This is a genomic window from Curvibacter sp. Hmag1.1 (assembly GCF_059769165.1).
In genome coordinates this window covers 398,551-423,418 of the sequence record NZ_JBMBGX010000002.1, presented here as the reverse complement: position 1 = coordinate 423,418, position 24,868 = coordinate 398,551, and the positions used below count along the sequence as shown (strand labels likewise).

Sequence of the window (24,868 nt, the reverse complement as noted above, 5' to 3'; positions counted from 1 at the left end):
TCGCCCTAGGCCTTTGTGGCCTGTGCGGTGCTCCACAGTCTGACCCTCAAGCAAGGCCCCCATGAGTGCATTTCTGGAAGAAACAGTTTTAAGCGTACACCACTGGACAGACCGTTTGTTCAGCTTCACCACCACGCGTGACCCTGCGCTGCGCTTTTCCAACGGTCACTTCACCATGATTGGCTTGATGCAAGACAACGGCAAGCCGCTGCTGCGCGCGTATTCCATTGTCAGCGCCAACTACGAAGAACACCTCGAATTCTTGAGCATCAAGGTGCAGGACGGTCCTTTGACTTCCAAGCTCCAGCACATCAAGGTGGGCGACAAGATTGTGGTGGGCCGCAAGCCCACCGGCACTTTGCTGATTGATTACCTCTTGCCCGGCAAAAACCTGTACCTCTTGGGCAGCGGCACCGGCTTGGCCCCGTTTTTGAGCGTGGCGCGGGACCCCGAGACGTACGAGAAGTTTGAAAAAGTCATCGTGGTCCACGGCGTGCGCGAGGTGAATGAACTGGCGTACTACGACTATTTCAAGAACGATTTGCCCAAGCACGAATTCCTTGGCGAGATGGTCACGAACCAGATGCTGTACTACCCCACGGTGACCCGTGAGGCCTTTGAGCATCAGGGCCGTATCACCACCTTGATCGAGTCCGGCAAGCTGCCTGAAGACTTGGGCCTCCCCCCGCTGGACCCGGCCACCGACCGCATCATGATCTGCGGCAGCCCCGGTCTGAACAAAGACATGCGCGAAATCCTGGACGCCAAAGGCTTCAAGGAAGGCAACACCACCACGCCGGGCGACTACGTGGTGGAGCGCGCATTCGTGGAACAATAAATGCAGGGGCTCTCAGGAGCCGCCTCGTCATGGAAAGGCCCGCTTGCAGGCCTTTTTTTATGCCTGCCGGGTGTGACTGGCCCGGTGCCGCTGTACCTCGGATGAGCGTAGGGCGCGGTGTTTGGTAACCCGTCCTGCCATGCGTTTGCGCCACATACGGAAGGAGCTGGCCTTCATGTGTGAACGCATCAGCGCGATGACACCGGATTCATTCAAACCGAATTGCATTTCGATGGATTCAAATGGCGTACGGTCTTCCCACGCCATTTCGACAATGCGCGACACATCAGCGTCTGTGAGCGTCATGCAGCCATGCTCCCAGCCAACATGCACAGCGCTGCTACCACCGTGAGGTGCAAGCGCATGCTCAGCCAATCGCCCAAGCCGTAGGCCGGGTAGCTGCGCCGGTCTACCGCCAGGCATATGCCCAGCAACAGCGCCATGGTCACCAGTCCTTGGGACAGGGGCAGCAGCAAAGCGACCCAAGCCACCAGACTGGGAAACACGCCCCACACGAAGGGCCCGGGTTGAGGTGTAAGTGGCCCGCGCATCGCCAGGCCCCAGTGGATAGCGCCCAGAAAGCTCGAGATAGTGGCGCCGTAGGCCAACAAGGCAAAAGCCGCCTGCGCATGATGCGCGGCCGGAGCCAGCCATGCTGCTGCAGCCAGTGCCACAAACGGGATCAGTCCGGCGTATCCCAGTCGGGCTGCCCAGCGGGGCAGGGGAGTGCCTGCGGAGGGGGATGTGAATGGGGCACTCATGGTGCGTCGCCCGCCGCGTCTTCTGTATCGACCGGTTGGACAGTCATAGTTTTGTCAATTTCGGGCATCGGGCGGCACATCATGGTGCCGTTCCATTGCTGGCCGCACCAGCACAGGCCTTCCGCGTTGATGATGCAGGTGCCGGTACCGCAGCAGCGTTCGTCTTCTTCCATGGGGCGTCCTGAATATCCGTGTGAAACAAAGGCGCTTGCCGCTGTGGCAGCATCCGTTGCCCAGATTTTGCTGGAATCAGCTCCGCCCGTGTGCCTCAGGGCCTTTTCCCTGACTACAGAAAGCCAGTTCACCATGTCCGCACTCAATGTTTTAGGCACTGCATTGCAGGCCTGCTCGTATGACCCGCTCACCGGCTATTTCCGTGACGGGTGCTGCAATACCGATGCGCATGACCACGGCACCCATGTGGTGTGCGCCAAGGTGACGGCGGACTTTCTCGCCTATTCGCTGCAGCGTGGAAATGACCTCGTTACCCCCCGGCCGGAGTATCGCTTTGTGGGTCTCCGTCCCGGTGATCGCTGGTGTCTTTGTGTGAACCGTTGGCTGGAAGCCTTGCAGGCCGGCGTGGCGCCGCCGGTGCACCTGGAGGCCACGCACGCCAAGGCGCTGGAGCGGGTGAGCCTGGAGCAGCTCAAGGAATACGCCTTGTAAAGCCGTGCGCTACCGCACGGCAAGGCTTGCGTGCCGGTGCATACTGCCACCATGAAAAACAAACTTCTTTTGCTGTGCTTGGGTGCATTGTGGGCTACTTGCTCCAACTGGGTCCATGCGGAACAGCCAGCCTTGCAGACCATCGCGATGCTGGACGTGCCCCGCTATATGGGTACCTGGTACGAGATTGCCAAGTACCCCAACAGCTTTCAAAAGAAGTGCGCTCGCAACACCCGTGCGGAATACCAAGCCCGGCCGGACGGCAGTGTGCAAGTGCTCAACCGCTGCATCATGGCAGATGGCCAGATCACCGAGGCGCTGGGTGCCGCTCGACAAGTCGGACCCGCCACCTCCCCCAAACTGCAGGTGCGTTTTGCGCCAGCATGGTTGTCGTTTTTGCCTATGGTGTGGGGGAATTACTGGGTCATCGATCTGGACCCGCAGTACCAGCTGGTGGCTGTCAGCGAGCCGCAGCGCGAGTATTTGTGGGTTCTGTCGCGCACCCCCAAAGTTGAACCAGTGACTTACCAAGCCTTGCTCACACGCCTGGCCCAGCAAGGTTTCGATTTGAAGCGTTTGGAACCCAGCCCGCAGGAGTGAGCATGATCGATGGACTGATTGCAGGGCACTTGGTGGGCTTGGCAGAAACCCGTCAGGGCAAAAACGGCAGCAGCTTCGCGCTGGCCAAAGTCAAAGCCACCGCAGGCGATGGCGAAACCTTGATCGTGAACGTGATTGCCTTCGCCGCTGAGGCCAGTGCCGCGTTGATGGCCTTGGACGATGGCGATGCTGTCGCGCTGGCAGGGGCACTGACACCCAAGGTGTGGACCGATAAACAAGGCAATACGCGCCCCGCGCTGGACATGGTAGCTACGCAGGTGCTTACCGCGTACCACGCGGCACGTAAACAGCACGTGCTTGCTGCACCGGAGATAGATGCGCGGTGATACAGGCTGTAGTTCTCGCACTGGCAATAGCGCTGGCTTTTGGCTTCGCTTGGTGCGTCCATCGTGAGCGCCGCCTGGCGGTCTGGGCCTTGGCTTGGTTGGCCTATGCACTGTACGAGTACCTCATGTTTGCGCGGGTACTGTGTTCTGGCGAGTGCAATATCCGAATTGATCTTTTGCTTATCTTTCTACCGATGGCGCTGGGCACTTTATGGGTGGCTTTGAGAGCGATTTTCCGCTGGTGTCTCAGGTCATTAGGGCGAAGTTCCGAACAATGAGGGTTTGAAATAGTCAAACCCGACCGTAGTTGTCTTCCAGGCGAACGATGTCGTCCTCACCGAGATAGCTGCCGAACTGAACTTCCACAATCTCGACTGTTTCATCGCTTTGGTTGGCCAGACGATGTACCTGCCCCATAGCTATGTCGCAGTGTTGACCCGGCGTTAGATCAAACTCTTTGTCACCCAAGGTGATTCGAGCGGTGCCCTTAGTGACAATCCAGTGTTCAGCGCGCTGACTGTGTTTTTGGAGGCTCAACTGTTGTCCCGGGGCGACCTGAATTCGCTTGATTTTGTTGCCGGTCACTTCAGATACTGTTTCGTACCACCCCCAAGGGCGCATGATGCGTTCAACCGTTTCTGTACGTTGCTGGGTAGTACTTTGCGGAGTCATTTTTGAAGACGAATGTTGTATTCGGTAGAAATGTCGACTGAAGACAAGGACTTCAGCGTGATGCGTTGGGTTCAATCCAATAGAGGTAGGTCGCAGCAGTCCACGAAAACTCTCCTCCACCCAAACCTCTGCCGTTGGTGGGGTCGTAATACTCATGGAAGCCTTGTTGACGCAGCAATATCTCTGAATCAACCCGTATACGGTCAGCAAGTTCCACGTGACCTTGATCGGCCAATCCCACGGCGATCAACATATTGATGTGCTGCCAGATGGGTCCACGCCAATAACGAAGAGGCTCGAATCCAATATAGGTACTACGGGTCGACGGGATGCCGTAGAGGGTTTCGTCCAACCATGAGTCGACCGTGTCGGCGCAATCTTTCTGGAACCCGGCATATGCCGCCATCAGGCCTGCGGAAGTCGGCACATCCAAAAGTGCTCCCGTTCGTGCATTGCGGGATACATATTGCTGCCAGCGCTCAGACCATAGTGATTCCACTGCAACTTGAGTGCGGTCAACATGCTGTTGCATTTCCGTTGCGGCGTCTTGCAAGCCGAACTCCTGGCACAAGGCCACCAGGTCAATGCTGGACCGCTGAAGGATGCTGATGATCCCGATGTCATTCACCCGATATGGGCATTCCGCAAAGATGCGCTTGGGATCAAAGCCACACGCACTATTGAAGTCCATGAGGCTCACCATGCGGTCGTAAAAGACCTTTGGAGGGCGCATGGAAGCGTCCACGTGGTTCAAGTCTTTGCGTACATAGGGTCGCTGGGTGGGTGGGACCGCGGACTGAGGGTCATCCCATGCAGGCGAATTGTCCATACCGGTTTCCCAAGGATGAATGTTTACCACCAGGCCGGAACCCTGCGGATCGCGGCACCGGTACCACCAGCGGTGGTGCGCAATCACTTTGGGCAACAAGTCTTGCAGACAAGCTTCTGCCATGTCCCTCAGTGGGGCGAGGGTCTTGTCTCGCTCACTGGCTCGAACCGTATCCTTCCACATCCAACGCAACATGGTCGCATGTAGTGGAGGCTGACTGATGGAACTTGTCCGTATCGCAAGGCTGTCGGTGCCCCACTGTTCGGGGCCGGGGAAATAAGTGTCACTGTCCTGGTGAAAGGTAATCTGGGCCAGAAAGCCGTCATTGGCGCCACCAAAGTGGTCAGCCCCCCACTGACCGCTAAACAGCGTTTCGTATTCACGCCAAGCCCGTGCGGGGTCAAAAGTCATCCATCCCAAAGCAGTGATCCCGGCATCCCAATTCCATTGGAATGGATACAAACCTTGTGTAGGTAATGTGTAGCCACCGCGATCATTTTTGCGCAGGGTTTCGCGCGCGATTTTTTGAAGTTGCTCGTGTGATTGCATCAATGAATTCCTTGTTCAGGCTACAAGCTTCTTGTTACTGTCATACCAGCGAGCAGCGCCGGATTTTGCTATCACTTGCAGAGCGTCAGACGCCATGACGGTGGGCTGCGCTGCGGTACTGATGCGCAAGAGTTCTGACCCTACAAACGTGTTTATCTGCTGGGAGGCTCCCAGCATTTCGACCACCCTGGCTCTCACTTGCAATCCACCGCGGTCCACCAGGTCCATCGACTCTGGTCGCAGACCCAGCGTAAGACCGGGCGACGGCGCCGTGCAACCAAGGGCTTCTTGCACTGAGCTATCGGTAATGAAGTTCATCGGCGGATTGCCAATGAATCCCCCTACAAATTGATCAGCAGGGTTGTCATACACCACCGGTGGCGAGTCATATTGAACAATCTCACCGCCATTCATGACCGCGATGCGATCTGCAAGACTCATCGCCTCGGTTTGATCATGGGTGACATAAATCGTGGTGGTCTTGATATCTCTCAGCAGGCCTTTGAGCTCACTGCGCATCTCAAGACGTAACAGTGCGTCCAGGTTGCTTAAGGGCTCGTCCATCAGTAGCACATCTGGCTCCACTGCGAGTGCCCTTGCCACGGCGACCCGCTGACGTTGACCGCCGGATAACTGGCCTGCGTAGCGGTCCAGCAAGTGCTCTATGTGCATCAAGCTCGCTGCACGCTGAACCTGGGTCTCCAACCGTTCAGGGGATGCGTTTTTCATGCGAAGACCAAAGCCTATGTTTTCACGAATGGTCATATGCGGAAAGACGGCATAGTTCTGAAAAACCATTGCGATATTCCGTTTGCGAGGTGGCAGCCCGTTCATGCAGCGATCACCGATAAACACATCGCCACTGGTTTGGGTTTCCAGCCCGGCAATGATGCGCATCAATGTCGTTTTGCCACAGCCGGATGGTCCGAGTAGCACACAGAACTCTTGATCGCGCACTTCCAGACTGATCGACTTGAGCGCCTGATGGCCCTTGAATTCTTTGCGGATGGATCGGATGGAGATGGAAGACATAGTGTTCCTTTGTACTCAGCGGTTGCTGATGCCCCACATGGAGAACAGATACTTGCGTACTACGAATATGAAGAGCAGCGAGGGCAAAATTAAAAAGAAGCCACCTGCAAATCGGAAGTGAAGTGGGCTTTCCTCCAGGCTGGCGAACAGGAACGCAGTCAGGGTCCGGTTATTCAGCGTAAGGACACTCGCTGCAAACACTTCATTCCAGGAAATCACAAAGCTGAAGATCATGGTCGCAGCCATACCTGGTAGTGCCAAGGGCAAAACGATCTTCATGAACGCTTGCAATCGACTGCATCCGAGCGTCCATGCAGCCTCTTCAAGTTCCCGCGGGATACCCATAAAGAGACTGGAAGACACCAGAATGGAGAAGGGCAGAGCCAAAGCGGTGTGAACCAACGCCACGCCCAAATGGGTGTCATACAAGCCGACGCTAATGAAGCGGGTAACCAAAGGCAAAGCGAGAATGGCCAATGGGAAGGCTCGTGTCATTACGACCAGAAGGCGATAGGCTGTTTGCCCTGTGAAGTCATATCGCGCAAGCGCGTAACCGGCGGGCGCACCCAGAATCACGGCAAACAACATAGTCAGCGCGGCTACCAAGACGCTACTCGTCACAGCCTTCCAGACACCTGCGTAGTTCAGAAAGAAGCGCATGGTGTCCAGTGAAAAAGCTTCCGGAATGAAGCTCTTGGGCCACGCGCTGACTGCTTCGCGCGGCACGAATGCACTTAGTCCGATCAGAACGATGGGCACCAGCCAGCAGACGGATAGCAGCAAGGCGGAGACAGTGACAAATCGGGAGGTGTTCTGCATGCTTATGCCAATGTTTCACGGCGTACACGCAGAACGCGCAGGTACACCAGCGTAGACAGGATTGAGACGCCTAGGATGAATACCGCGTAGGCTGAAGCCACATGCGTGTTCTGGTAAGCGCCTTGCCAGTTGTAGGCCTCACCCACCAATACAGGCAGGTCGCGCCCTGCCAAGGCATGCACCACGGCGAAGACTTCAAAGGCAAGTACCGTTCTCAAGATCAAAGCACTTTGCAAGCTGGGTTTGAGGAGCGGTAGCGTGATCTTGACAAAGCGTGTCCATGGACTCGCACCGAACACCTCTGCAGCTTCGTTGTACTCCTTGGGTATCAACTGGACGCCCGCTACCAAGATCACCAGCACGATCGACGTTGCTCGCCAAATCTCGGCAAGGATCACGCAGACGAAGAGCGCGACGGGGTTCTCATAGCTCAGCCATGCGACCGGGCCGTCGATCAGGCCCACTGCATTCAGGGCAGAACTGAAATAACCCCGATCTGTGAAGATGGCAAGCCAAGCCAGGCCGGCGGCCAAGTCACAGACACCGAGGGGAACTGTCCAGATGTAGAGGAAGCCCATGCGACCCCACTCCACCTTCTGCAGCATCATCGCCATCGAGAGTGCAACTCCGATCTGAAGTGGCACGATGATGGCAACCAGAATCAAGGTGTTTTTCAGGGCAACCGAAAAGTTGAGGTCGCCGGCCATTTTGCTGAGGTACTGGCTGGTCCAAAGTCCTTCCGGTGTGCGAAAAGCCATCAATGCCGTCTCTACCAGTGGCCATACAAACAACAGCAATAAAAACACCAAGCTCGGTGCAATGAGCAGATAGGGTGTCCGGCTGGAGTGGGATTGCATAGGTCTTTCAGTCAGTCAACAAAGCACGGACGGCCATTGGTGGAGACATCCGGTGCCCAGCATGGGGCACCGGTTTCTTGAACCAGATCGTTCAGCACCTTGGCTTGCTCACCCAGTACCGTCTTGATGTCCTCTTTGCGCAAAACAATGCGCGTAAAGGTATCTACGTAAACCTTGTTGAACTCACCGCTCTTGGCGCCAAGGTGCACCGGCAGTTGCGTTACGACTCCATCCTTGGCCGCAAACACTGCGTTCATGCCATCTGCCGCCAGTTGGATCCCCGGGGACAACGTGCCAAGGTTGGATTTGACGACGGGAAAGAAACCAATTTCTTTCATGAGCAGCGCCTGCGTGGCGGGTTTAGTCATGTGATCGATCACCCTTTCCGCGGCTGCACGGTCCGGTGCATTTTTGGGAATGGACATTCCGACCATGACAGGCATGTAGCCGCGGCCTTTGGCACCTGCGGGGGCGGGGAACACCACGAAATCAGCCGGCTTCTCCATCAATGCCGGCAGCAAACGGGCTGTGTGATCGAATGCGACCCACACTTCTCCCGTCTTGAGTGGCTCTTCCATGAATCCATAACTGGTGGACCGTGGATTCACATAACCCCACAGCTCACGAAGGCTGGCCCAACCTTTTTCTGCGTCTGCACTGCGGAATGTCCGGACGATGCCGCCGGTGTGGCTGGGGTAGAAGGACGCTTGGAAATAGCGGTGCATCAAGCCCTTGGGCCCGGCAGGAAATCCGATCTTGGATTCGCCCGTAGCGGCTTTCATTGCTTTGCCCCATGCGGTGAGTTGGTCGTAGGTCAGTGCATTGATGTTTGCACCCTTGGGCAGGTACTGCAGCGCTTTCTTGTTTGCTGCCATCTGGAAGGTGTTGGTCATCAACGGAATGAAGCGCTGATTTTTCCCCCCGAACTTGCCCAGTGTGACTGCTGCAGGCGAGAACTCGCGGCTGGCAGACAACGACTTCAGCAAACCGTCCAGGTCGGACAACCCTCCGATCTGGTTGACTGGCGCCAGTTCTCCGTCCAAGGCAATCGTCGCGTGTACTTTTCCCTGCGCGGCACTGAGTTCCGCCTTCATGCGCGTGAAGTAGGTATTGCCGTCTTCCGGAATGAAGTTCACCGTGTCAGGCGCCCCGGCAAGAATGATGCTCCTCACCTTGGCAGCCTCTTCTACCGGCCGCATCTGTGTCGAGATGACATTAGTTTGGGCATGGGCGATCCCCGAAAGGACCAAGACTGAAAACAGGGTTACAGACGTTTTCTTCACAGCTAGTCTCCTCGTTGTAGTTAACTTTTTGTGCCCGTACGCACTTTTCTGGATGGGGCTTGACGCATTGGGCCTATGGATGGGCGTTCAATGAAATGAACCGGTTCGAGCCTGTTGAGCGTGTTCAAGTCGTCGCCTGCCATGACACGCAGTAGCAATTCAGCAAGGTGGCGGCCGTTGTCCACGATGGCGTGCTCAATGGTGGAAAGGGGAGGTGAGGCATATGCTGCGGCCTCACTGTTCCCATACCCGGTAACGGAAATGTCTTTGCCCACTTGAATGCCACGATGGCGACAAGCAGACATGGCCCCCAGAGCCTGCGAATCGGTTGCACACACAAGGCCGGTGACTTGGGGGGGGCTATTCAGGATCTCATTCGCGGCTCGCTCCCCCGCTTGAGAGGTCACCTCGCAGTGCTGAATGGTGATCCTGGATTGATCTATTCCAGCTTCATTGCAGGCCCGCAAAAATCCACGTTTCCGTAGTTGGGCGTAGGTCATGGACTCAGGCCCGTTGATCATTCCCAAGTGGCTATGCCCGAGCTCAATGAGTCGACGGGTTGCCACATAAAAGGCCTGTTCGTTGTCAGTGTCAACCCAAGCGTGTGGGGCGTTGGTTTCTGTTCGTCCATGAGTGACGAATGGAATTCGACGTTCCTGCAACAACGCGACGCGGGAATCAAATGTGCGGGTTCGGGCGAGGATGACCCCGTCGACCAGCCGACCTTCAATAAGGCGATCCAATTCTTTGAGTTCGCCGTCTCCGACAGGCAAGGCTAAAGACATGGCGAAATATCCTTGCTCGCGCAGCACTTCGGCGGCACCCGAGAGCAGGGCCGCGAATGAAGCATCTAGGTAATTTCCAGCCCGCACCGAGGTCATGAGTGCTATGGCCCCGTTCCTACCAGTGGCCAGGCGATGTGCGACCGGGTGGGGACGGTATTTCATGTCACGGGCAGCTTCCTGCACGCGCTGACGTGTCTTGACGTTGATGTCGGCATATCCGTTCAAGGCACGGGATACCGTAGAGGGCGCCAACCCCAACGCGTCAGCTAACTTTTGAATCGACACAGCGCTCCTTGAACAAGGCCTTGGATGGGCGCATTGTTCTTCCGAAAGCGGTTTCGGAAATCAGTGTTTTCCCTTGATCAAGTGACGCGAGTTCGCGACTTCTTGCTTGCGATAAGGCGCCGAAATGCCCCGGGATCCGCTCTCTGACACTCTTGCAAATAGCGGTTCAAAAAGTGACGAAGCCCTCGACAAGCCGGGCTGATGGGGCAGGGTAGCGAAAACGGTCGGTGAATGAATTCGAGCTTGCGAGGCGTCTCAGCCTGTCAACCGCGTCCCCAACTTGTAAGCAGGCAATCCTGCCAACATCCGCTTTCCGTAGCTGGTTTGCGTGAGCCGCCTGTCGTAGCAGATGACTTGTGCGCGGTCTTCCTCGGTGCGGATGGCGCGGCCGGTCCATTGAAGCAGTTTCACGCCGGTGGCGGGGATTACCAGTTCGTTGAACGGGTCGCGGCCTACGCTGCGCAGCCACTCGGCACGCGCCTCATCCACCGGGTCGCTAGGCGGTGCGAAAGGTAGCTTCGCGATGAACACGGTTTCGCATAGGGCACCGGGCAAATCCAGTCCTTCGCCAAAGCTTTGCAGGCCGAACAGCACCGAGGGTAAACCGCTCTCTACCCGTTCGGCGTGTGCAGCCAGCAGCCGCGTGCGGGACTGTGTGCCTTGCACCAGCACCATGTCCATCATGTGGCCGGGTATGGCCTCAGACGCGGTGCGCATCTGGGCGCGGCTGGTGAATAGCACCAGCGCGCCACGCTTGACTTGCTCGATGTCTTGCATCAGCGCGCGCACCATTTCAGCGGTGTAGGCATCGGCATGCTTGGGGTCTGCCTGGGTTTGCACCACCGTCAGGCTGCCCTGCTTGGCGTAGTTAAAGGGGCTGGCCAACTCCAAGGCGGTCACGTAGTCCTTGTTGGCAAGTCCTGCCTCTTTCAAAAAGTAGTCAAAGCTGCCGCAGCTAGTGAGCGAGGCGCTGGTGACGATGGCACCGCGCACCTGGCTCCACAAAAACTGGCGCAGCAAGTCGCCGGGCACGATGGGACAGGCATGGGCGGTCATGGTCAGGTAGCCGTTCTCGCTCTCGGCTTGCAGCCACTTGGCCAGTGGCTGGTCGCCGTGCTCCAGCAGCAAATTTGCCGTGCTCACCAGGCTGCCCAAGCGCGGCGCGATGCCGCCCAGCTGGGCATACAGTTGGGCGCACAGCACGGCCTGGGACGGGTCGTCTTTGGCGATGGCTTTTACGTCCACGCCCAGTGCTTCCAGGGCTTTGGACAGGCCAGTGGCCTGCAACTGAATCTGGCGCACCGGCTCGTGCAGGGCCTCGGGCAGTACCCCATGGGCAAAGCGCAGCGTGCCGTCTTTTCCGCCGCCGTGGGCGTCCTGGCCTGTGTGGGCCCACACCAAGTCCATGGCCATGCGGGCCACGGAGGTGAGGGCGCCCTTGAGCTGGCTGGTCACCGTCTGCACGTCTTCGCCCAAGTGCAGCGCCAGCTTGCCGGCGACCTCGGTCATCGTTTTGGGCAGCTTGTCGAGCCAGCGCAGGTTGGATAGGTCCATGGCGCTGGAGAACTGGTCGAGCGCCACGGCCGGCAGGTGGTGGCCTTCGTCAAACACCACCAGGCAGTTGTCCAGGTCGGGCAGGGTTTTCATACCCAGGCTTGCCAGCACCAAGTCGTGATTGGCCACGATGACATTGGCCTCCGCCAGCTTGGTGCGCGCGTTGTAGTAGCTGCACTCTTTGTAGCGCGGGCAATGGCGTGCGGTGCAAGTGTGGCGCTCGGCGGCCACGGCGGACCAGTCGCGCGGGTCGGGGGTGTCGGCCAGGTTGTCGCGGTCGCCATCCCAACTGGCCACAGCCAGCTTGTGGGCCATGCCTTCATACAGGGCTTGGCGGCGTTCTTCAATGGCCTCTTGCGAGAGGGCGCTCACCTTGGGCTGTGGCAAGTCGTCGTCAAACAAATCGTCTTCGGCCGCGCCGCTGCCCACCAGTCGCTCCAACTTCACCTTGCACACATAGCGCCCGCGGCCCTTGGCCAGTGCGTAGGCAAAAGGCTGGTCCATGCTGCGTGCCAGGGCCGGCAGGTCTTTGGTCATCAGCTGTTCTTGCAAGGCCACGGTGGCGGTGCTGATGATCACGCGCGTCTTGCGCTCCAGCGCCATGGCAATGGCAGTGCTGGCATAGGCCGCACTTTTACCCACGCCGGTACCGGCCTGGATGACCGCAATGGCTTTGGTGGGGTTGGGGTGCTCGCCGATGTCGGCCTGCGCAAGGGTGGCGGCCACGGTCTCGGCCATCTGGTGCTGACCGGCGCGACGCCTGAAGCCGCTGGTGCTGCCCACCACCTGCTCAAAGGCACGTAGGGCGTGCTGTGCCAGGGCGGCGCTGGCAGGGGGCAGGGAAGAGAAATCGGAGCTCAAGGGGATGGAGGCGTGGGGCCGTTGAGGCAGAGGAGGGCTGAATATACAGGCAGCAGGGGATAATCTCGGCTTCGCTGCCACGCAGCCCCTGCTGCTTCTCAGCGAAAGCGGCAATACCACCCACCGGGAGATTTCAGCATGAACGAACACAACTCGATTACCACTGGCAACCCGACCCAGGCCGCACGCCGTAAATTCATGAAGAATTCGGCTGTAGCGCTCGCCGGATGTGCGCTGCCTGCTATCAATTTTGCACAAACTGCGCCGGCAGTAGAACGCCAGTTCAGCCCCAAACCTGCCGAATGGCGCACCTTTGAGGTGACCACGCGGGTCGATTTTGCCAAACCCCAAGGTGCTACCCGATTGTGGTTGCCCGTGCCCTCCATCAACAGCGAGTGGCAGCAATCGCTGGAGAGCAGCTACTCCAGCAACGGCAGCGCCCGCATGGAAGACGACAACGCCACCGGTGCCCGCATGCTGTTTGTGGACTTTGCGGCCGACCAGGCCAAGCCCTATGTCGAACTGACCAGCCGCATCCGCACCCGCAGCCGCGCCCAGGACTGGAGCCTGAAGACCTCCGTGGCCGAAGATGCCGCCACTCTGAAGTACTGGACCCAGCCTACTGATTTGTTGCCGCTGGACGGCATCGTGCGTACCACCGCGCAGGAAGCTACCCGCGGCGCAAAGACCGATGTAGAGAAAGTGCAAAAGATTTACGACTGGATCGTGACCAACACTTACCGCGAGCCCAAGGTACGCGGATGTGGTGAAGGCGATATCAAGACCATGCTGGAGACCAACAACCTCGGCGGCAAGTGCGCCGATTTGAATGCTTTGTTCGTGGGCCTGTGCCGCGCTGCCGGCGTGCCTGCGCGCGATGTATATGGTTTGCGCGTGGCACCCAGCGCTTTCGGCTATCGCGAGCTGGGTGGCAACTCTGCCAGCCTCAAAGGCGCACAGCATTGCCGTGCGGAGGTTTACCTCAAAGGCTATGGCTGGGTAGGCATGGACCCCGCCGACGTGGCCAAGGTCATGCGCCAGGAAACGCCGGAATGGATCAAGTCCGCCAGCAACCCGCTGGTGGCTCCGGTCAACAAGGGCTTGTTCGGCGGCTGGGAAGGCAACTGGATGGCCTACAACGTGGCGCACGACGTAGTTCTGCCCCAATCCAAGGGCCCCAAGCTCGGCTTCCTGATGTATCCGGTGGCTGAAACTGCGGCAGGACGTCTGGACTCGTATGCACCGGACGACTTCAAGTACCAGATCAGTGCTAAGGAACTGACCGCTTGAGTCTGCGGCGCGCTTGCCCATGACGATTCCCCGCGCGCTGCTGGAGTTCGGCGACCCCTACCACGCAGGCCAGCCCCCGAAGCGTCTCGCCTTTGGTGAGCCGCAGCAGGTGCTGGTAGCCCGCACGCTAGCCGAGGTGCGGCCCGTCCTGGAGCAGGTGGATGCACTGAGCCGCCAAGGCCTGTGGTGTGTGGGCTATGTGCGCTACGAAGCAGCCCCGGCTTTTGATGCTGCGCTGCAAGTTCATGCGGCCGAAGGGCCGTTGGTGTGGTTCGGTGTGCATGCGCAGCCCTTGGCGGATGCCGAGGTGCAGCAGCCTACCGGGCCTGAGCCGCATGTGGCCTGGACCCCGCGCATCCGCCGCGAGACGTTTGACGCCAACATGGCGCGCATCCACGAGGCCATTGCAGCCGGTGACTTCTACCAGTTGAACTACACCGCGCAGCTTGAGGCACCGTTTCCAGCTTCGCCTTCATCAAACTCGGTAGACAGTGCCTGGACCTACTTCGCGGCTTTACGTCGCTCGCAACCGCGAGCCTATGGCGCCTTTGTCGATACCGGCGATGAACAGGTGTTATCGGTGTCGCCTGAGCTTTTTTTCGACTGGGATGGTCAGCGCATTTTGAGTCGCCCCATGAAGGGCACCGCGGCCCGGGGCGCCAACCCGCAGGAGGATGCGGACAACGCGGAGCGCTTGCGCAGCACCCCCAAAGAGCTTGCCGAGAACGTGATGATTGTGGACTTGATCCGCAACGACCTCTCCCGTGTGGCGCAGCCCTTCAGTGTCAAGGTTCCGCGCTTGTTTCACCTGGAGGCGCTGCCCACCGTGTGGCAGATGACCTCAGATGTGGTCGCCACCACCCGCGAAGGTACGCGCCTGTGGGACGTGTTTGCAGCGCTGTTTCCCTGCGGCTCGGTCACCGGCGCGCCCAAGGTACAGGCCATGCGCCAGATCAATGCACTGGAGCCGGATGCGCGCGGGGTCTATTGCGGCGCGGTGGGCGTGGTGCGCCCGGGTGGCCACGCGACCTTCAATGTGCCCATTCGTACGGTCACTGTGCGTGGCGGCGAGGCGCGTTGCGGTATTGGTAGCGGCATTACCTTTGATGCACAGGCCGAGGGCGAATGGCAGGAATGGCGCAGCAAGCGCATGTTTCTGGAGAGGGCCAGCCAGCCCTTTGAGCTGCTGGAAACCTTGGCACTCCGCGATGGCGTAGTACACAACCTGGCCTTGCATCTGCGACGCATGGCAGGGGCGGCAGCCCACTTTGGCTTTGTGTGGAATGAGGGGCAAGCCGCGCAGACATTGGCAGGCGTGGTGCAATCACATCCCGCCGGCGCGTGGCGTATTCGCTTGCTGTTGCAGCCGGATGGTCAATGCACGGCCCACGCGTTCGCGCTGGCAGATACTCCCGTGCCGGTGACGCTGCAGCTGGCGGATCGTCCGTTGGAGGAAGCCCATGGCGAGTTCGTGCGTTTCAAGACTACCCGCCGCGCCCATTACGACGCCTTCACGCCGAGCGACCCGGCAGTTTTTGACACCATTCTCTTTAACCCGCAAGGCGAAGTGACCGAGTGCACGCGCGGCAACATCGCTTTCCTGCTTGATGGACAGTGGTTCACGCCACCCTTGTCCTGCGGCATGTTGCCCGGCGTGGGCCGCGAAGTGCTGTTGTCACAGGGGCGCCTGAAAGAGCAGGTGGTGCGGGTGGAGCAACTGCCGCAAGTGCAGGGCATGGCCTTTATCAACAGCCTGCGGGGCTGGCTGGATGCGAAACTGGTTTGATCTGAAAGCATTGGGGCGACTTGCATTCTGTGCCAGTCTCATGCTGTGTGCGACGGCCGCCCCCGTCACCGCACAAACGGGCTCGCCTGCCAAACCGGTGTGGATTAGCGTGCCACGGGTGGGTGGGCATTTAGGCGCCGCAGACATCGGGCTGATTATCAACATCAACGACCCCTACTCCGTGGCCGTGGGTGAGCACTATGCCCGCCAGCGCGGCATACCTGCTGAGCAGGTGCTGCGTCTGGCCATGCCGGTGAAAGCCTCGCTGAATGTTGCAGAGTTTGAAGCGCTCTCTCTGGAAATAAAATCCGCAATGGGGCCTAAGGTGCAGGCCTTGGCGCTGGCCTGGACGCAGCCGTATGCCGTGGAGTGCAACTCCATCACGTCTGCTTTGACGCTTGGCTTCGTGCCTGAGCTTTGCGGTCAGACCTGTGCGCCCAGTCCGCCGTCGGTTCTGTTCAACCAAGCCAGCGTCCGGCCGTTTACTGATTTTGGGGTGCGCCCCAGCATATTGCTGGCTGGCAAAACCGTGGCGAGTGGGATAGCGCTGATCGATCGCGGCGTGGCCTCTGATCGGCAACTGGGTAAGCGGGGCGTGCCGCCTGCCAGCATGGTGTTCTTGCGCACGGCGGATGCCGCCCGCAACGTGCGCGCGGCGTGGTATCCACCCATGCCATCCATGGGTCAGCCGGACCCCATGCTGCCGCTGGGGGCACAGCTCAGGGTGCAGCCGGACAAGGGGGAGCTGCCGGGCCGCGTGGTGCTCTTCCAGACCGGTGCAGTGCGGGTGGAAAACCCTGCCAACATTGACTGGCTGCCCGGTGCCCTGGCAGACCACCTGACATCATTCGGTGGCCAGCTCTCCAACACATCCGGGCAGATGACGGCACTGGAATGGCTGGAAGCTGGCGCCACTGCCAGCTATGGCACGGTGAGCGAACCCTGCAACCATTGGCAGAAGTTTCCCCACCCCCAAGCGTTGCTGTTGAATTATTTGCAAGGCTCCACCGCGCTGGAGGCCTATTGGCGCAGTGTGGCGTGGCCGGCGCAAGGGGTGTTGGTCGGTGAACCTCTGGCCGCACCTTTCGGGCGATAAGCCAATCCCGAGTTGGCTGCTCGGTAGACTGTGCCACTTATGCCGTTTGATGTTTCCATGTCTCCCCCTCCCGCACTGACAGACCTGATGCGCGCGCCCGCACGTGAGGCTCCGGTGACGGCGGGTCTCATGGTGCTGAATGTGATGGTCTTTCTGGCGATCGCGTTGGCTGGAGGCGGCTGGTGGCATGCAGTCAACGGGGTGCAGTTGGATTGGGGCGCGAATTTCGCCCCTGCTACCCAAGACGGTCAATGGTGGCGTCTGTTGAGTGCCATGTTCATCCACTTCGGTGTGTGGCACTTGGCGGTGAACATGTGGGCGCTGTGGGACATCGGTCGCTTGCTGGAAACTTTGTTGGGGCGCTGGCGCTTCGCCGCGCTCTACCTTGGTGCCGGGGTGTGCGGAAACCTGCTGTCCTTGGTGGTGCAGGGCAATCGCGCAGTGTCCGGTGGTGCTTCGGGCGCGGTGTTCGGCCTCTATGGGGCTTTGCTGGTGTTTTTGTGGGTCGAGCGTAAACAGGTGGAAGCCGGGGAGTTCCGGTGGCTCTTTGGTGGGGCTCTGGGCTTTTCTGTGCTGATGCTCGCCTTGGGTTGGTTTATGCCCGGCATTGACAACGCAGCCCATGGTGGAGGTTTGGTGGCCGGCATGTTGTGGGCAGGATTTCTGCTCCAGCCATGGACCGCTTTCAGCCCTGTCGCCGGTGTTCGGCCCTGGCTGTCTGCGGTGGTGTTGATTTCCTCAATCGCCCTATTGGGATTGGTTTTGCCCGAACCTGCGTATCGATTGGGCGAAGAAGTGAAGGTTCGTCAAAGCATCCAGCGGTTCATGTCAGACGATGAGCGAATTAATGAACACTGGAATGTAATTTTGAATGATGTTCAAAATAATGAAGCATCATTTGAATCTATCGCGGGTCGGATGGATGCAGAAGTGGTTCAACCCTATCGACAAAGCTTTGAGGCCTTGATGCGAGCCTCGCCGGCTGGCGCCGCACCGTCAGCTGCTACCTTGGCCACTCTGCAGGCCTATGCCGCGCAAAAAGCCTACCAAGCCCAGAGGCAGGCGGACGCCCTGCGCAATGGCATCAAGCCCGACGCACAAGCTTCAGAGAATACGAGCCACCCCAAACCATGAGTGTCAAACAGGAACATGTGTATTGTTTCTGTTTTATTCTCTTGGTTCATAAAGGCAAAACAGGGAGCGGGCATGCCGGATCCACGAGGTTTATCGCCGGGCGACAAGAGCCATGAGTCAGGTCTCAACCTGCCGCAAGCGACAGCCCATCTCGGCTTGCCCATCCGCTTGTCAATAGCTTCGGCGGTGGTTCTTTCCATGCTGGTGCTGGCAGCGCTGATCATCAGTGTGGGTTGGCAAGGTGCTCGGCAAAGTTTGTTGGATACGGCCTCCCGCAGCGCTGTTGACGCCGGCAAGCTGATCACTGAAAAGTCTTACCGCATGCTGGAGCCGGCCCAGGTGACTCTGCACTTGTTGTCAACGAGTTCATTGGCGTCCGCAAAGACCTTGGAGCAGCGCTTGCAACGCCTGCAAACGCTGGCGGATGTACTGGCTGGAAACCCTTTGGCGTCGGCCATCTACGTGGGCTATGACAGCGGAGAATTCTTCCTGGTTCGGCCGCTGGACACGCCCGATGTGCGCAAGCTTTTTGATGCGCCACCGATGTCCAATTTCCTGGTGCAAAGCATTGAACGGACGCCATCGGGGCAAGTTCGCGGGGAATACCTTTTCTATACCGCTTCCCTGCGGCTGATCCAGCGCCGCGTCCAAGCGGAGTACCGGTTTGACCCGAGAACGCGTGGCTGGTTTCAAGAAGCCCGGCACACGTCGGAAACGCAGACTTCGCTTCCCTATGTTTTCTTCTCCACACGCCAATTGGGTCTGTCCATGAGCCGCAGTGGCGCTTCGGGAGGCTCGGTGTTCGGCATCGATGTGGTTCTGGACGACCTCGCTAAGAGCATGGAAGGGCTGCGCATGTCGCCCCATGCCGAACTGGCACTCGTCGACAAACAAGGCACGGTGCTGGCGTATCCCGACATGAGCAAGGTGCTGCAGCGAGATGGCGACAAGATCCGTTTCTCCTCTGTGGCCGAGGCCGGTGTGCCCGCGTTGGCTGCATTGCAGTCGCTTCAACCACGTTCAGGACAGGTGGCCTTGTTTGATGTCGGCGGAGTAGAGTGGTTGGGCGTGGTGCTTCCGTTCAATGGATGGCGGGGCGAGGAACACCAATTGTTGGTCACCGCCCCCAGCGATGACCTGCTGGGGGATTTGAGACAGAAAAGGCGCAATCTCGGGATATTGATCGGTGTAGTCGTTTTGGCCTTACTCCCCTTGGGCTGGCTGGCGGGAGCCACGATCGGCAGAAGCTTGGACCGATTGACATCGAAGGCTGCACGTATGGTCGGCTTCGATTTTCATGATCAGCAGGAGCGGGACAGCTGGGTTCTCGAGGTGAACCGCCTGGCTGCCGCCCTGAACGATACCGGGCAGACCATTGAGACCTTTCTGGAGATTTCCCACACCATGGCCAGCGAGCGGGATGTGGAAGACATGCTCGCCAAGGTGCTGAAACAACTAGTGCATGCAACCCGTTGTATGGGTGGTGCGGTGTATTTGTGGGATGGCAAACAGCAACAGATGATTCAGGCGGCCCGCCAAGGAAACGTGATCGGTTTTTCTGAGATCGCAATGACCTACCCGCCAGCTGATCCCTCCGACTCATCGGGCATGTCCCCATCCGGTTCCCCGGTGTTGCAGCAAGAGTTGCGCGGCAGGACCGGAAGCCTCGAAGGCTTGTTGGTGGTGCAACATGCTGCCGACGAGCGTCACTCAGCGCCCGCGTTTGCCGAGTTCGTTCGCAAGCTATCGGGCAGCCTCGCCGTGGCCATTGAAACCCGGCAGTTGTTGGCATCGCAGAAAGCATTGTTGGATGCCATCATCAAGCTGATGGCAGGCGCCATCGATGCCAAAAGTCCCTACACCGGTGGACACTGCGAGCGTGTGCCGCGCCTGGCTGGCATGTTGGTGGATAGCCTCGCAGCTGAACATAGCGGGCCTTATGCGAACTTCCGCTTGACCGAAGAGCAACGTTACGAGTTCCACCTGGCGGCCTGGCTGCATGACTGCGGCAAAGTCACCAGTCCGGAGCACATCATTGACAAAGCGACCAAGCTTGAGACGATCTACAACCGGATTCACGAAGTGCGGATGCGCTTTGAAGTGCTCTGGCGTGATGCGGAAATAGCCTCCCTGAAAGGGGTGCTGGCGGGTGGGGATGCGGATAGAGTTGCGGACCATTTGGCGGCTACCCGTGCGCAGCTGATTGATGACTTCTATTTCGTGGCCCGTTGTAACGTGGGCGGTGAGTTCATGGCCGATGCGGACCTCACCCGCTTGCAAGAGATCGCGGCCACTCCGTGGATGCGCCACTTTGACAAGCGGGCCGGTTTGGCAGCCGAGGAGTTGCGGCGTATGGGAGATGTGCCGGGCGACCTGCCGGCCCGCGAGCTTTTGTTGGCTGATTTGCCTGAACATGTGGTGCCTTGGGGCTCGCGCAAACCGGCGGTGGAAAAAGGTAACCCGGCCAATGTGCATGGCTTTGACATGGCATTGCCTGCCAACGCACAGAACATGGGCGAGCTCTACAACCTGGGCATCCGCAGGGGCACCCTGACGGAGGAAGACCGCTTCAAGATCAATGACCACATCGTGCAAACGCTGGTCATGTTGCGAAGCTTGCCGTGGCCGCAACACCTGGCCCGCGTCCCGGAAATAGCTTCCAATCACCACGAAAAGCTGGATGGCCGGGGCTACCCGCGCAAGCTGACTGCAGAACAGCTCTCCTTGCCTGACCGCGTAATGGCGTTGGCTGACATATTTGAAGCATTGACGGCAGCCGATCGCCCCTACAAGAGTGCCAAAACCGTGTCGGAGTCGTTGCGCATCATGGCTTTTATGGCCAAGGACCAGCACATTGATGCTGAACTTTTCCGTTACTTCTTGCGCAGTGGTATCTGGCAGACCTTTGCCGAAAAATTCATGCTGCCGGCTCAACGCGATGAGGTCGATGTCAACGCGCTGGAGGCACTTCTTCCAGCGGCATGAGCGTGCGCCTGCTCTCAAACCTGCGCTGTTCTCCGCTGAGTGGATCGACGAACTCCAGAGTGCGGGCCAGCAGTTGCAGGGGACGGCGGTAGTCGTTAGTGCCTTCTGGAGTCAGCACCGGGTAGATGCCGTCAAACAAGATGGGCAACCCCAGTGCATGCATGTGTACCCGCAGCTGGTGGCGTTGTCCGGTCAGCGGGCGTAGCGCGTACCGGGCCCAATCGCCCGCTACTTCCAATAGCTCGATGTCGGTGATGGCATTCACCTCGCCCGGTACTTCGGCTTGTTGCATGAAGTGCTCTGCGTCGCCAATGCGGCTTTCGCGGTGCACCGGCCAGACAAGGCCCGGCTTCCAAGGGGCTATGCATTCGTAGGTTTTGCTCACACGCCGTTCGCGGAACAGGGCCTGGTAGGCGTTGCGACCAGCGGGTTGAGTGGTAAACATCACCAATCCCGCGGTGTCTTTGTCGATACGGTGGACGGGCGAGAGGTCAGGCAGGTTCAAACGCAGCTGCAGGCGGGCAAGCAGGGTCTCGCGTACATGCTTGCCACTGGGCACCACAGGCAGAAAGTGCGGCTTGTCCACCACCAGCAGATGTTCGTCCTGCCAGATCACTTCTTCCTGAAAGGGAATGATGGGTTCATCCGGCACATCGCGGAAGTAGTAAAGGCGCCTGCCCGCCGTCGCAGCGTCAGTGGGGCGGGCTGCTTGGTTGTCAGCGTCGATGATGTCTTCAGACGCAAACCGAGCTTGCCACGTGCTTGCCGGCACTGAGGGAAAGCGTTGGCAAAAAAAATCGAACAGATCTGTCCAAGGCCCTGGCGTTACCACGACGCAGCTGGGGCGCACCCCATGGCGTGCCGCAGGTGCAAGGGGCCGGATGCGCGCCATGGCGAGGGCCTGCTGTTAAATAGTCCCACCCAGGCCTAAGTGCTTAGACGCGCTCGAACACCACGTCCCATACCCCGTGGCCCAGCTTGATGCCGCGGTTTTCAAATTTGGTTAACGGCCGGTAGTGCGGTTTGGGTGCATAGCCGGCCAGTTCGGGGTGCTCGGGCAGGGCGCGGTTCTTGAGCTTGGGCTCTGCACTCAGCACTTCCAGAATCTGCTCCGCATAAGGCTGCCAGTCGGTGGCGGCATGCAGATAGCCCCCCGGCTTGAGGCGGGCTGCCAACTTGGCAACCAAAGGCGACTGGATCAGACGGCGCTTGTTGTGCTTGGTCTTGTGCCAGGGGTCGGGGAAGAAGATGTGCACGCCGTTCAGGCTGGCCAGCGGAAGCATATGGTCAATGACTTCCACCGCATCGTGGTTGCAGATACGGATGTTGGGGATGTTGTGCTCGCCGATGCGCTTGAGCAGGGCGCCCACGCCGGGCTCATGCACCTCACAGCACAAAAAGTTGGTACCCGGAAGGGTCAGGGCGATCTGTGCCGTAGCTTCGCCCATCCCGAAGCCGATTTCCAGCACCACCGGGCGTTTGGCTTCGTTCGGGGCTTCAGCGCCCGCCGCGCCTGCGAAGACCGCTTCGAAATTGATAGCGGATGGCTGGTAGGGCACCAGAAACTGGGGGCCCAACTCGGCCATGGCGCGTTCCTGCCCGCTGCCCATACGTCCGGCGCGCTTCACAAAACTCTTGATGGTCCGCATGAAGGGCTTGGCTGCTTCCTCAGGCTGGGAGGCTGCATTGGGAGTGTCGGGAGAAGCGGAATGGGGGGTCGTCATGGCGGCGCGCTGGAAGGGGAAGCAGGGCCTGCATTGTAGGCAGTCTGGTTGGCGGCCTAACGTTTTTTCAAAACACTGAACTTATTTCATTGTGAAAAATGTTTTTAACAAAAATTATGTTCAATATATTTAATATGATATATTTTGTCATTGTGTGTTTCCGCACATAGGCGCACTATTGCAATGGTCTTCAAGCTTGTCAGGGTTAACACTGAAGGGGTTTTGAATGTTCAAGTCATTACGCTGGGTCATGGCCCTTTTGGGCACGATTGGTGTTGCAGCTGCCCTCGCAGTGGCGGCCCAGGGGTATCACTTCATCAACAAGCTGGACGACTCGGCCAACAAGGTCTACGTGGCCAAGGATGTGGTGGCCGACATCCTTCCGCCTCCCATGTACTTGATCGAGATGCGCTTGGTGCTCTCGATGATGATGGACGGGAGCCTGAACGCGGCGGATGGCAAAAAGCGTTTTGACGAACTGGCCGCCGAATACGCCCAGCGCGTCGACTACTGGACAAAAAACCCGCCTTTCGGCTTGGAGGCCAAATTGCTGGGTGCCCAGCACACGGCAGCCAAAGCCTTTATTGCCGCGGCGCGCAGCCAGATTGTGGAGCCGGTGGTCGCGGGCCAGATGGATGTCGCCAAGGGTAACCTCGCCGCGGTGCATGGCCTTTACATGGAGCATCGCGCGGGCGTGGATGCCACGGTGACGGAAGGCAATGCATTCGCCGCTGCCACGATGAAAGACTTTGACGACACCCATAGTTTCAGTACCGGAGCCATGCTGGTTACGGCTTTGGTTGCGGGTGCGATTGTCTTTGTGGTGTACCGCGTGGTGTTGGCCAGCATCCAGAAGCCGGTGCGTGGCAGTACGCAGGCAGCCAAATTGATCGCTGCAGGAGATCTGGCAACGCATGTCGCATTGGATGAAGGCCGGACGGACAGCTTGGGCGCTTTGCAGGATGCTCTCCAGACCATGCGCACGGGCCTGAACAGCACGGTGTCTACGGTTCGTGGTGTGGCTGACAGCGTTGCGAACGCCAGTTCTGAAATTGCACAGGGCAACCACGACCTGTCTGCCCGTACAGAAAGCCAGGCGAGTGCCCTGCAGGAAACTGCGGCCTCCATGGAAGAGCTGACCGCGGTCGTCAACCAGAACGCCGAGTCTGCAGCGCAGGCCAACATACTTGCCAAACAAGCGGCTGATGTCGCTCAGCGTGGCGGGGCGGCCGTCGAGCAGGTGGTGGAGACCATGCGCGGCATCAATGAATCATCCCGCCAGATTGCGGGCATTGTCAGCGTGATCGAGGGCATTGCCTTCCAGACCAACATCCTGGCCCTGAACGCGGCAGTGGAAGCGGCGAGAGCCGGTGAACAAGGCCGTGGTTTTGCCGTGGTGGCGTCTGAAGTGCGCTCGTTGGCCGGTCGCAGTGCCGAAGCGGCCAAAGAGATCAAGGCTTTGATCGGTGCAAGCGTGGAGCGCGTGGCCCATGGTTCTGCCCTGGCAGACAACGCCGGCGCCACCATGGCGGACATGCTGCAAGCAACCCAGCGTGTGAGCAACATCCTGGCGGAGATCAGCTCTGCCAGCCAGGAACAGTCCAGCGGTATTTCGCAGGTGGGCGATGCGGTCATGCAAATGGACCAGGTCACCCAACAGAACGCCGCACTGGTGGAAGAAATCGCCGCCGCTGCCAGCAGCCTCAAGATGCAGGCGGCCGAGCTGGTGCGTCAGATGGCACAGTTCACCGTGGAAGACGAAAGGCGCGGCAATTTGTTGCTGGCCTGAGCACTTGGCTTGCCCCGGCAGCGCGTCTGCCCCGGGGTTTAGTGCCCTACTGCTCATAAGGTTGAAGCTAGGCAGGCCAAGACGATGTGTGCTGTGGTCTAGTCCTTGTCGATGCCAACCTCCCGTACCACCCGGCCTTTGGCATCATTTCGTGCTCCAGCGCCCGGCGCGCCTGCGGAGGCAGCTTCTAAATTGATAGCAGATAGTTTTGGAGCACCAGATACTGCGGACCCCATTCGGCCATGGCGCATGCCGGCCTGCTGCCCAAGGGTGGGGCGTAGTTCTTGGGGAAAAAATGTTCAGAACAAAAACGATGCACTAAATCA

General features: G+C 59.0%; 23 protein-coding genes. 10 read left to right on the top strand and 13 right to left on the bottom strand.

Annotated elements, in window-relative coordinates; all coding sequences use genetic code 11:
- Positions 1-61: 61 nt before the first annotated feature.
- On the top strand, positions 62-838 hold the full coding sequence (locus tag ACOAP0_RS02435) for a ferredoxin--NADP reductase (RefSeq protein WP_498375739.1): 777 nt from the start codon (positions 62-64) through the stop codon (positions 836-838).
- A 57-nt stretch (positions 839-895) separates the two neighbouring features.
- Here the strand turns inward: ACOAP0_RS02435 and ACOAP0_RS02430 are convergent, their stop codons facing one another.
- Genes ACOAP0_RS02430 through ACOAP0_RS02420 form a run of 3 tightly spaced genes read right to left on the bottom strand, consistent with a single transcriptional unit; the run spans position 896 to position 1,772 of the window.
- Entirely contained in the window at positions 896-1,144 is a 249-nt protein-coding gene (locus tag ACOAP0_RS02430) for a TIGR03643 family protein (protein ID WP_498375740.1), read from the bottom strand.
- A complete protein-coding gene (locus tag ACOAP0_RS02425; RefSeq protein WP_498375741.1) occupies positions 1,141-1,599 on the bottom strand; it encodes a DUF3429 domain-containing protein in 459 nt (152 codons plus the stop codon). The genes ACOAP0_RS02430 and ACOAP0_RS02425 overlap by 4 nt, the downstream gene beginning before the upstream one ends.
- The gene (locus ACOAP0_RS02420; protein ID WP_498375742.1) at positions 1,596-1,772 is read right to left on the bottom strand and encodes a hypothetical protein; all 177 of its coding nucleotides are present in this window, start codon (positions 1,770-1,772) and stop codon (positions 1,596-1,598) included. Before ACOAP0_RS02420 ends, ACOAP0_RS02425 begins: the two co-directional genes overlap by 4 nt.
- Positions 1,773-1,905: 133 nt before the next feature.
- On the opposite strand from ACOAP0_RS02420, the gene ACOAP0_RS02415 reads away from it, so the two are divergent.
- The 3 genes from ACOAP0_RS02415 to ACOAP0_RS02405 are packed head-to-tail and all read left to right on the top strand — an operon-like array spanning position 1,906 to position 3,212.
- Positions 1,906-2,265 (top strand): DUF2237 family protein, encoded by a 360-nt coding sequence (locus ACOAP0_RS02415; RefSeq protein WP_498375743.1) that lies wholly within the window; start codon positions 1,906-1,908, stop codon positions 2,263-2,265.
- A gap of 51 nt (positions 2,266-2,316) precedes the next feature.
- Positions 2,317-2,865 (top strand): lipocalin family protein, encoded by a 549-nt coding sequence (locus ACOAP0_RS02410; RefSeq protein ID WP_498375744.1) that lies wholly within the window; start codon positions 2,317-2,319, stop codon positions 2,863-2,865.
- 2 nt (positions 2,866-2,867) lie between these two features.
- A complete protein-coding gene (locus ACOAP0_RS02405) occupies positions 2,868-3,212 on the top strand; it encodes a single-stranded DNA-binding protein (RefSeq protein WP_498375745.1) in 345 nt (114 codons plus the stop codon).
- A gap of 291 nt (positions 3,213-3,503) precedes the next feature.
- Here ACOAP0_RS02405 and ACOAP0_RS02400 read toward each other — a convergent pair whose 3' ends face one another.
- The 8 genes from ACOAP0_RS02400 to dinG form a co-directional block, all read right to left on the bottom strand.
- Entirely contained in the window at positions 3,504-3,884 is a 381-nt protein-coding gene (locus ACOAP0_RS02400) for a phosphomannose isomerase type II C-terminal cupin domain (RefSeq protein WP_498375746.1), read from the bottom strand.
- A 52-nt stretch (positions 3,885-3,936) separates the two neighbouring features.
- Positions 3,937-5,262: an MGH1-like glycoside hydrolase domain-containing protein gene (locus ACOAP0_RS02395; protein ID WP_498375747.1), complete on the bottom strand. Its 1,326-nt coding sequence runs from the start codon at positions 5,260-5,262 to the stop codon at positions 3,937-3,939.
- 15 nt (positions 5,263-5,277) lie between these two features.
- Positions 5,278-6,294 carry an ABC transporter ATP-binding protein gene (locus ACOAP0_RS02390; RefSeq protein WP_498375748.1) on the bottom strand — a complete coding sequence of 339 codons (1,017 nt, stop codon included), beginning with the start codon at positions 6,292-6,294 and terminating at the stop codon, positions 5,278-5,280.
- A 15-nt stretch (positions 6,295-6,309) separates the two neighbouring features.
- Positions 6,310-7,113, bottom strand: coding sequence for a carbohydrate ABC transporter permease (locus ACOAP0_RS02385; RefSeq protein WP_498375749.1), 804 nt, complete (start codon positions 7,111-7,113; stop codon positions 6,310-6,312).
- A gap of 2 nt (positions 7,114-7,115) precedes the next feature.
- Positions 7,116-7,970: a carbohydrate ABC transporter permease gene (locus ACOAP0_RS02380; protein ID WP_498391298.1), complete on the bottom strand. Its 855-nt coding sequence runs from the start codon at positions 7,968-7,970 to the stop codon at positions 7,116-7,118.
- Positions 7,971-7,981: 11 nt separating this feature from the next.
- The gene (locus tag ACOAP0_RS02375) at positions 7,982-9,253 is read right to left on the bottom strand and encodes an ABC transporter substrate-binding protein (protein ID WP_498375751.1); all 1,272 of its coding nucleotides are present in this window, start codon (positions 9,251-9,253) and stop codon (positions 7,982-7,984) included.
- A 20-nt stretch (positions 9,254-9,273) separates the two neighbouring features.
- On the bottom strand, positions 9,274-10,323 hold the full coding sequence (locus tag ACOAP0_RS02370) for a LacI family DNA-binding transcriptional regulator (protein ID WP_498375752.1): 1,050 nt from the start codon (positions 10,321-10,323) through the stop codon (positions 9,274-9,276).
- A 255-nt stretch (positions 10,324-10,578) separates the two neighbouring features.
- On the bottom strand, positions 10,579-12,738 hold the full coding sequence (dinG, locus tag ACOAP0_RS02365; RefSeq protein ID WP_498375753.1) for an ATP-dependent DNA helicase DinG: 2,160 nt from the start codon (positions 12,736-12,738) through the stop codon (positions 10,579-10,581).
- A gap of 138 nt (positions 12,739-12,876) precedes the next feature.
- On the opposite strand from dinG, the gene ACOAP0_RS02360 reads away from it, so the two are divergent.
- From ACOAP0_RS02360 to ACOAP0_RS02340, 5 genes are all read left to right on the top strand, one after another.
- Entirely contained in the window at positions 12,877-14,028 is a 1,152-nt protein-coding gene (locus ACOAP0_RS02360) for a transglutaminase-like domain-containing protein (protein WP_498375754.1), read from the top strand.
- Positions 14,029-14,047: 19 nt separating this feature from the next.
- Positions 14,048-15,814, top strand: a complete 1,767-nt coding sequence (gene pabB, locus ACOAP0_RS02355; RefSeq protein ID WP_498375755.1) for an aminodeoxychorismate synthase component I — start codon at positions 14,048-14,050, stop codon at positions 15,812-15,814.
- Positions 15,798-16,910: a TIGR03790 family protein gene (locus tag ACOAP0_RS02350; protein WP_498391297.1), complete on the top strand. Its 1,113-nt coding sequence runs from the start codon at positions 15,798-15,800 to the stop codon at positions 16,908-16,910. The genes pabB and ACOAP0_RS02350 overlap by 17 nt, the downstream gene beginning before the upstream one ends.
- 57 nt (positions 16,911-16,967) lie before the next feature.
- Entirely contained in the window at positions 16,968-18,044 is a 1,077-nt protein-coding gene (locus ACOAP0_RS02345; RefSeq protein ID WP_498375757.1) for a rhomboid family intramembrane serine protease, read from the top strand.
- A gap of 72 nt (positions 18,045-18,116) precedes the next feature.
- Positions 18,117-21,029, top strand: a complete 2,913-nt coding sequence (locus tag ACOAP0_RS02340) for an HD domain-containing phosphohydrolase (protein ID WP_498375758.1) — start codon at positions 18,117-18,119, stop codon at positions 21,027-21,029.
- Here ACOAP0_RS02340 and ACOAP0_RS02335 read toward each other — a convergent pair.
- The gene (locus ACOAP0_RS02335) at positions 20,995-21,921 is read right to left on the bottom strand and encodes a pseudouridine synthase (RefSeq protein ID WP_498375759.1); all 927 of its coding nucleotides are present in this window, start codon (positions 21,919-21,921) and stop codon (positions 20,995-20,997) included. The two genes, ACOAP0_RS02340 and ACOAP0_RS02335, sit on opposite strands and share 35 nt — an antisense overlap.
- A 43-nt stretch (positions 21,922-21,964) precedes the next feature.
- Positions 21,965-22,753 (bottom strand): tRNA (guanosine(46)-N7)-methyltransferase TrmB, encoded by a 789-nt coding sequence (gene trmB / locus ACOAP0_RS02330; RefSeq protein WP_498375760.1) that lies wholly within the window; start codon positions 22,751-22,753, stop codon positions 21,965-21,967.
- 226 nt (positions 22,754-22,979) lie between these two features.
- Between trmB and ACOAP0_RS02325 the strand changes: the two genes are divergently transcribed.
- Entirely contained in the window at positions 22,980-24,542 is a 1,563-nt protein-coding gene (locus tag ACOAP0_RS02325; RefSeq protein ID WP_498375761.1) for a methyl-accepting chemotaxis protein, read from the top strand.
- Positions 24,543-24,868: the final 326 nt, after the last annotated feature.

Bases quoted from the DNA above. Each gene is read 5' to 3' on its own strand.
- ACOAP0_RS02435 (WP_498375739.1), top strand. From the start codon at position 62: ATGAGTGCATTTCTGGAAGAAACAGTTTTAAGCGTACACCACTGGACA.
- ACOAP0_RS02430 (WP_498375740.1), bottom strand. From the start codon at position 1,144: ATGACGCTCACAGACGCTGATGTGTCGCGCATTGTCGAAATGGCGTGG.
- ACOAP0_RS02425 (WP_498375741.1), bottom strand. From the start codon at position 1,599: ATGAGTGCCCCATTCACATCCCCCTCCGCAGGCACTCCCCTGCCCCGC.
- ACOAP0_RS02420 (WP_498375742.1), bottom strand. From the start codon at position 1,772: ATGGAAGAAGACGAACGCTGCTGCGGTACCGGCACCTGCATCATCAAC.
- ACOAP0_RS02415 (WP_498375743.1), top strand. From the start codon at position 1,906: ATGTCCGCACTCAATGTTTTAGGCACTGCATTGCAGGCCTGCTCGTAT.
- ACOAP0_RS02410 (WP_498375744.1), top strand. From the start codon at position 2,317: ATGAAAAACAAACTTCTTTTGCTGTGCTTGGGTGCATTGTGGGCTACT.
- ACOAP0_RS02405 (WP_498375745.1), top strand. From the start codon at position 2,868: ATGATCGATGGACTGATTGCAGGGCACTTGGTGGGCTTGGCAGAAACC.
- ACOAP0_RS02400 (WP_498375746.1), bottom strand. From the start codon at position 3,884: ATGACTCCGCAAAGTACTACCCAGCAACGTACAGAAACGGTTGAACGC.
- ACOAP0_RS02395 (WP_498375747.1), bottom strand. From the start codon at position 5,262: ATGCAATCACACGAGCAACTTCAAAAAATCGCGCGCGAAACCCTGCGC.
- ACOAP0_RS02390 (WP_498375748.1), bottom strand. From the start codon at position 6,294: ATGTCTTCCATCTCCATCCGATCCATCCGCAAAGAATTCAAGGGCCAT.
- ACOAP0_RS02385 (WP_498375749.1), bottom strand. From the start codon at position 7,113: ATGCAGAACACCTCCCGATTTGTCACTGTCTCCGCCTTGCTGCTATCC.
- ACOAP0_RS02380 (WP_498391298.1), bottom strand. From the start codon at position 7,970: ATGCAATCCCACTCCAGCCGGACACCCTATCTGCTCATTGCACCGAGC.
- ACOAP0_RS02360 (WP_498375754.1), top strand. From the start codon at position 12,877: ATGAACGAACACAACTCGATTACCACTGGCAACCCGACCCAGGCCGCA.
- pabB (WP_498375755.1), top strand. From the start codon at position 14,048: ATGACGATTCCCCGCGCGCTGCTGGAGTTCGGCGACCCCTACCACGCA.
- ACOAP0_RS02350 (WP_498391297.1), top strand. From the start codon at position 15,798: ATGCGAAACTGGTTTGATCTGAAAGCATTGGGGCGACTTGCATTCTGT.
- ACOAP0_RS02345 (WP_498375757.1), top strand. From the start codon at position 16,968: ATGTCTCCCCCTCCCGCACTGACAGACCTGATGCGCGCGCCCGCACGT.
- ACOAP0_RS02340 (WP_498375758.1), top strand. From the start codon at position 18,117: ATGCCGGATCCACGAGGTTTATCGCCGGGCGACAAGAGCCATGAGTCA.
- ACOAP0_RS02335 (WP_498375759.1), bottom strand. From the start codon at position 21,921: ATGGCGCGCATCCGGCCCCTTGCACCTGCGGCACGCCATGGGGTGCGC.
- trmB (WP_498375760.1), bottom strand. From the start codon at position 22,753: ATGACGACCCCCCATTCCGCTTCTCCCGACACTCCCAATGCAGCCTCC.
- ACOAP0_RS02325 (WP_498375761.1), top strand. From the start codon at position 22,980: ATGTTCAAGTCATTACGCTGGGTCATGGCCCTTTTGGGCACGATTGGT.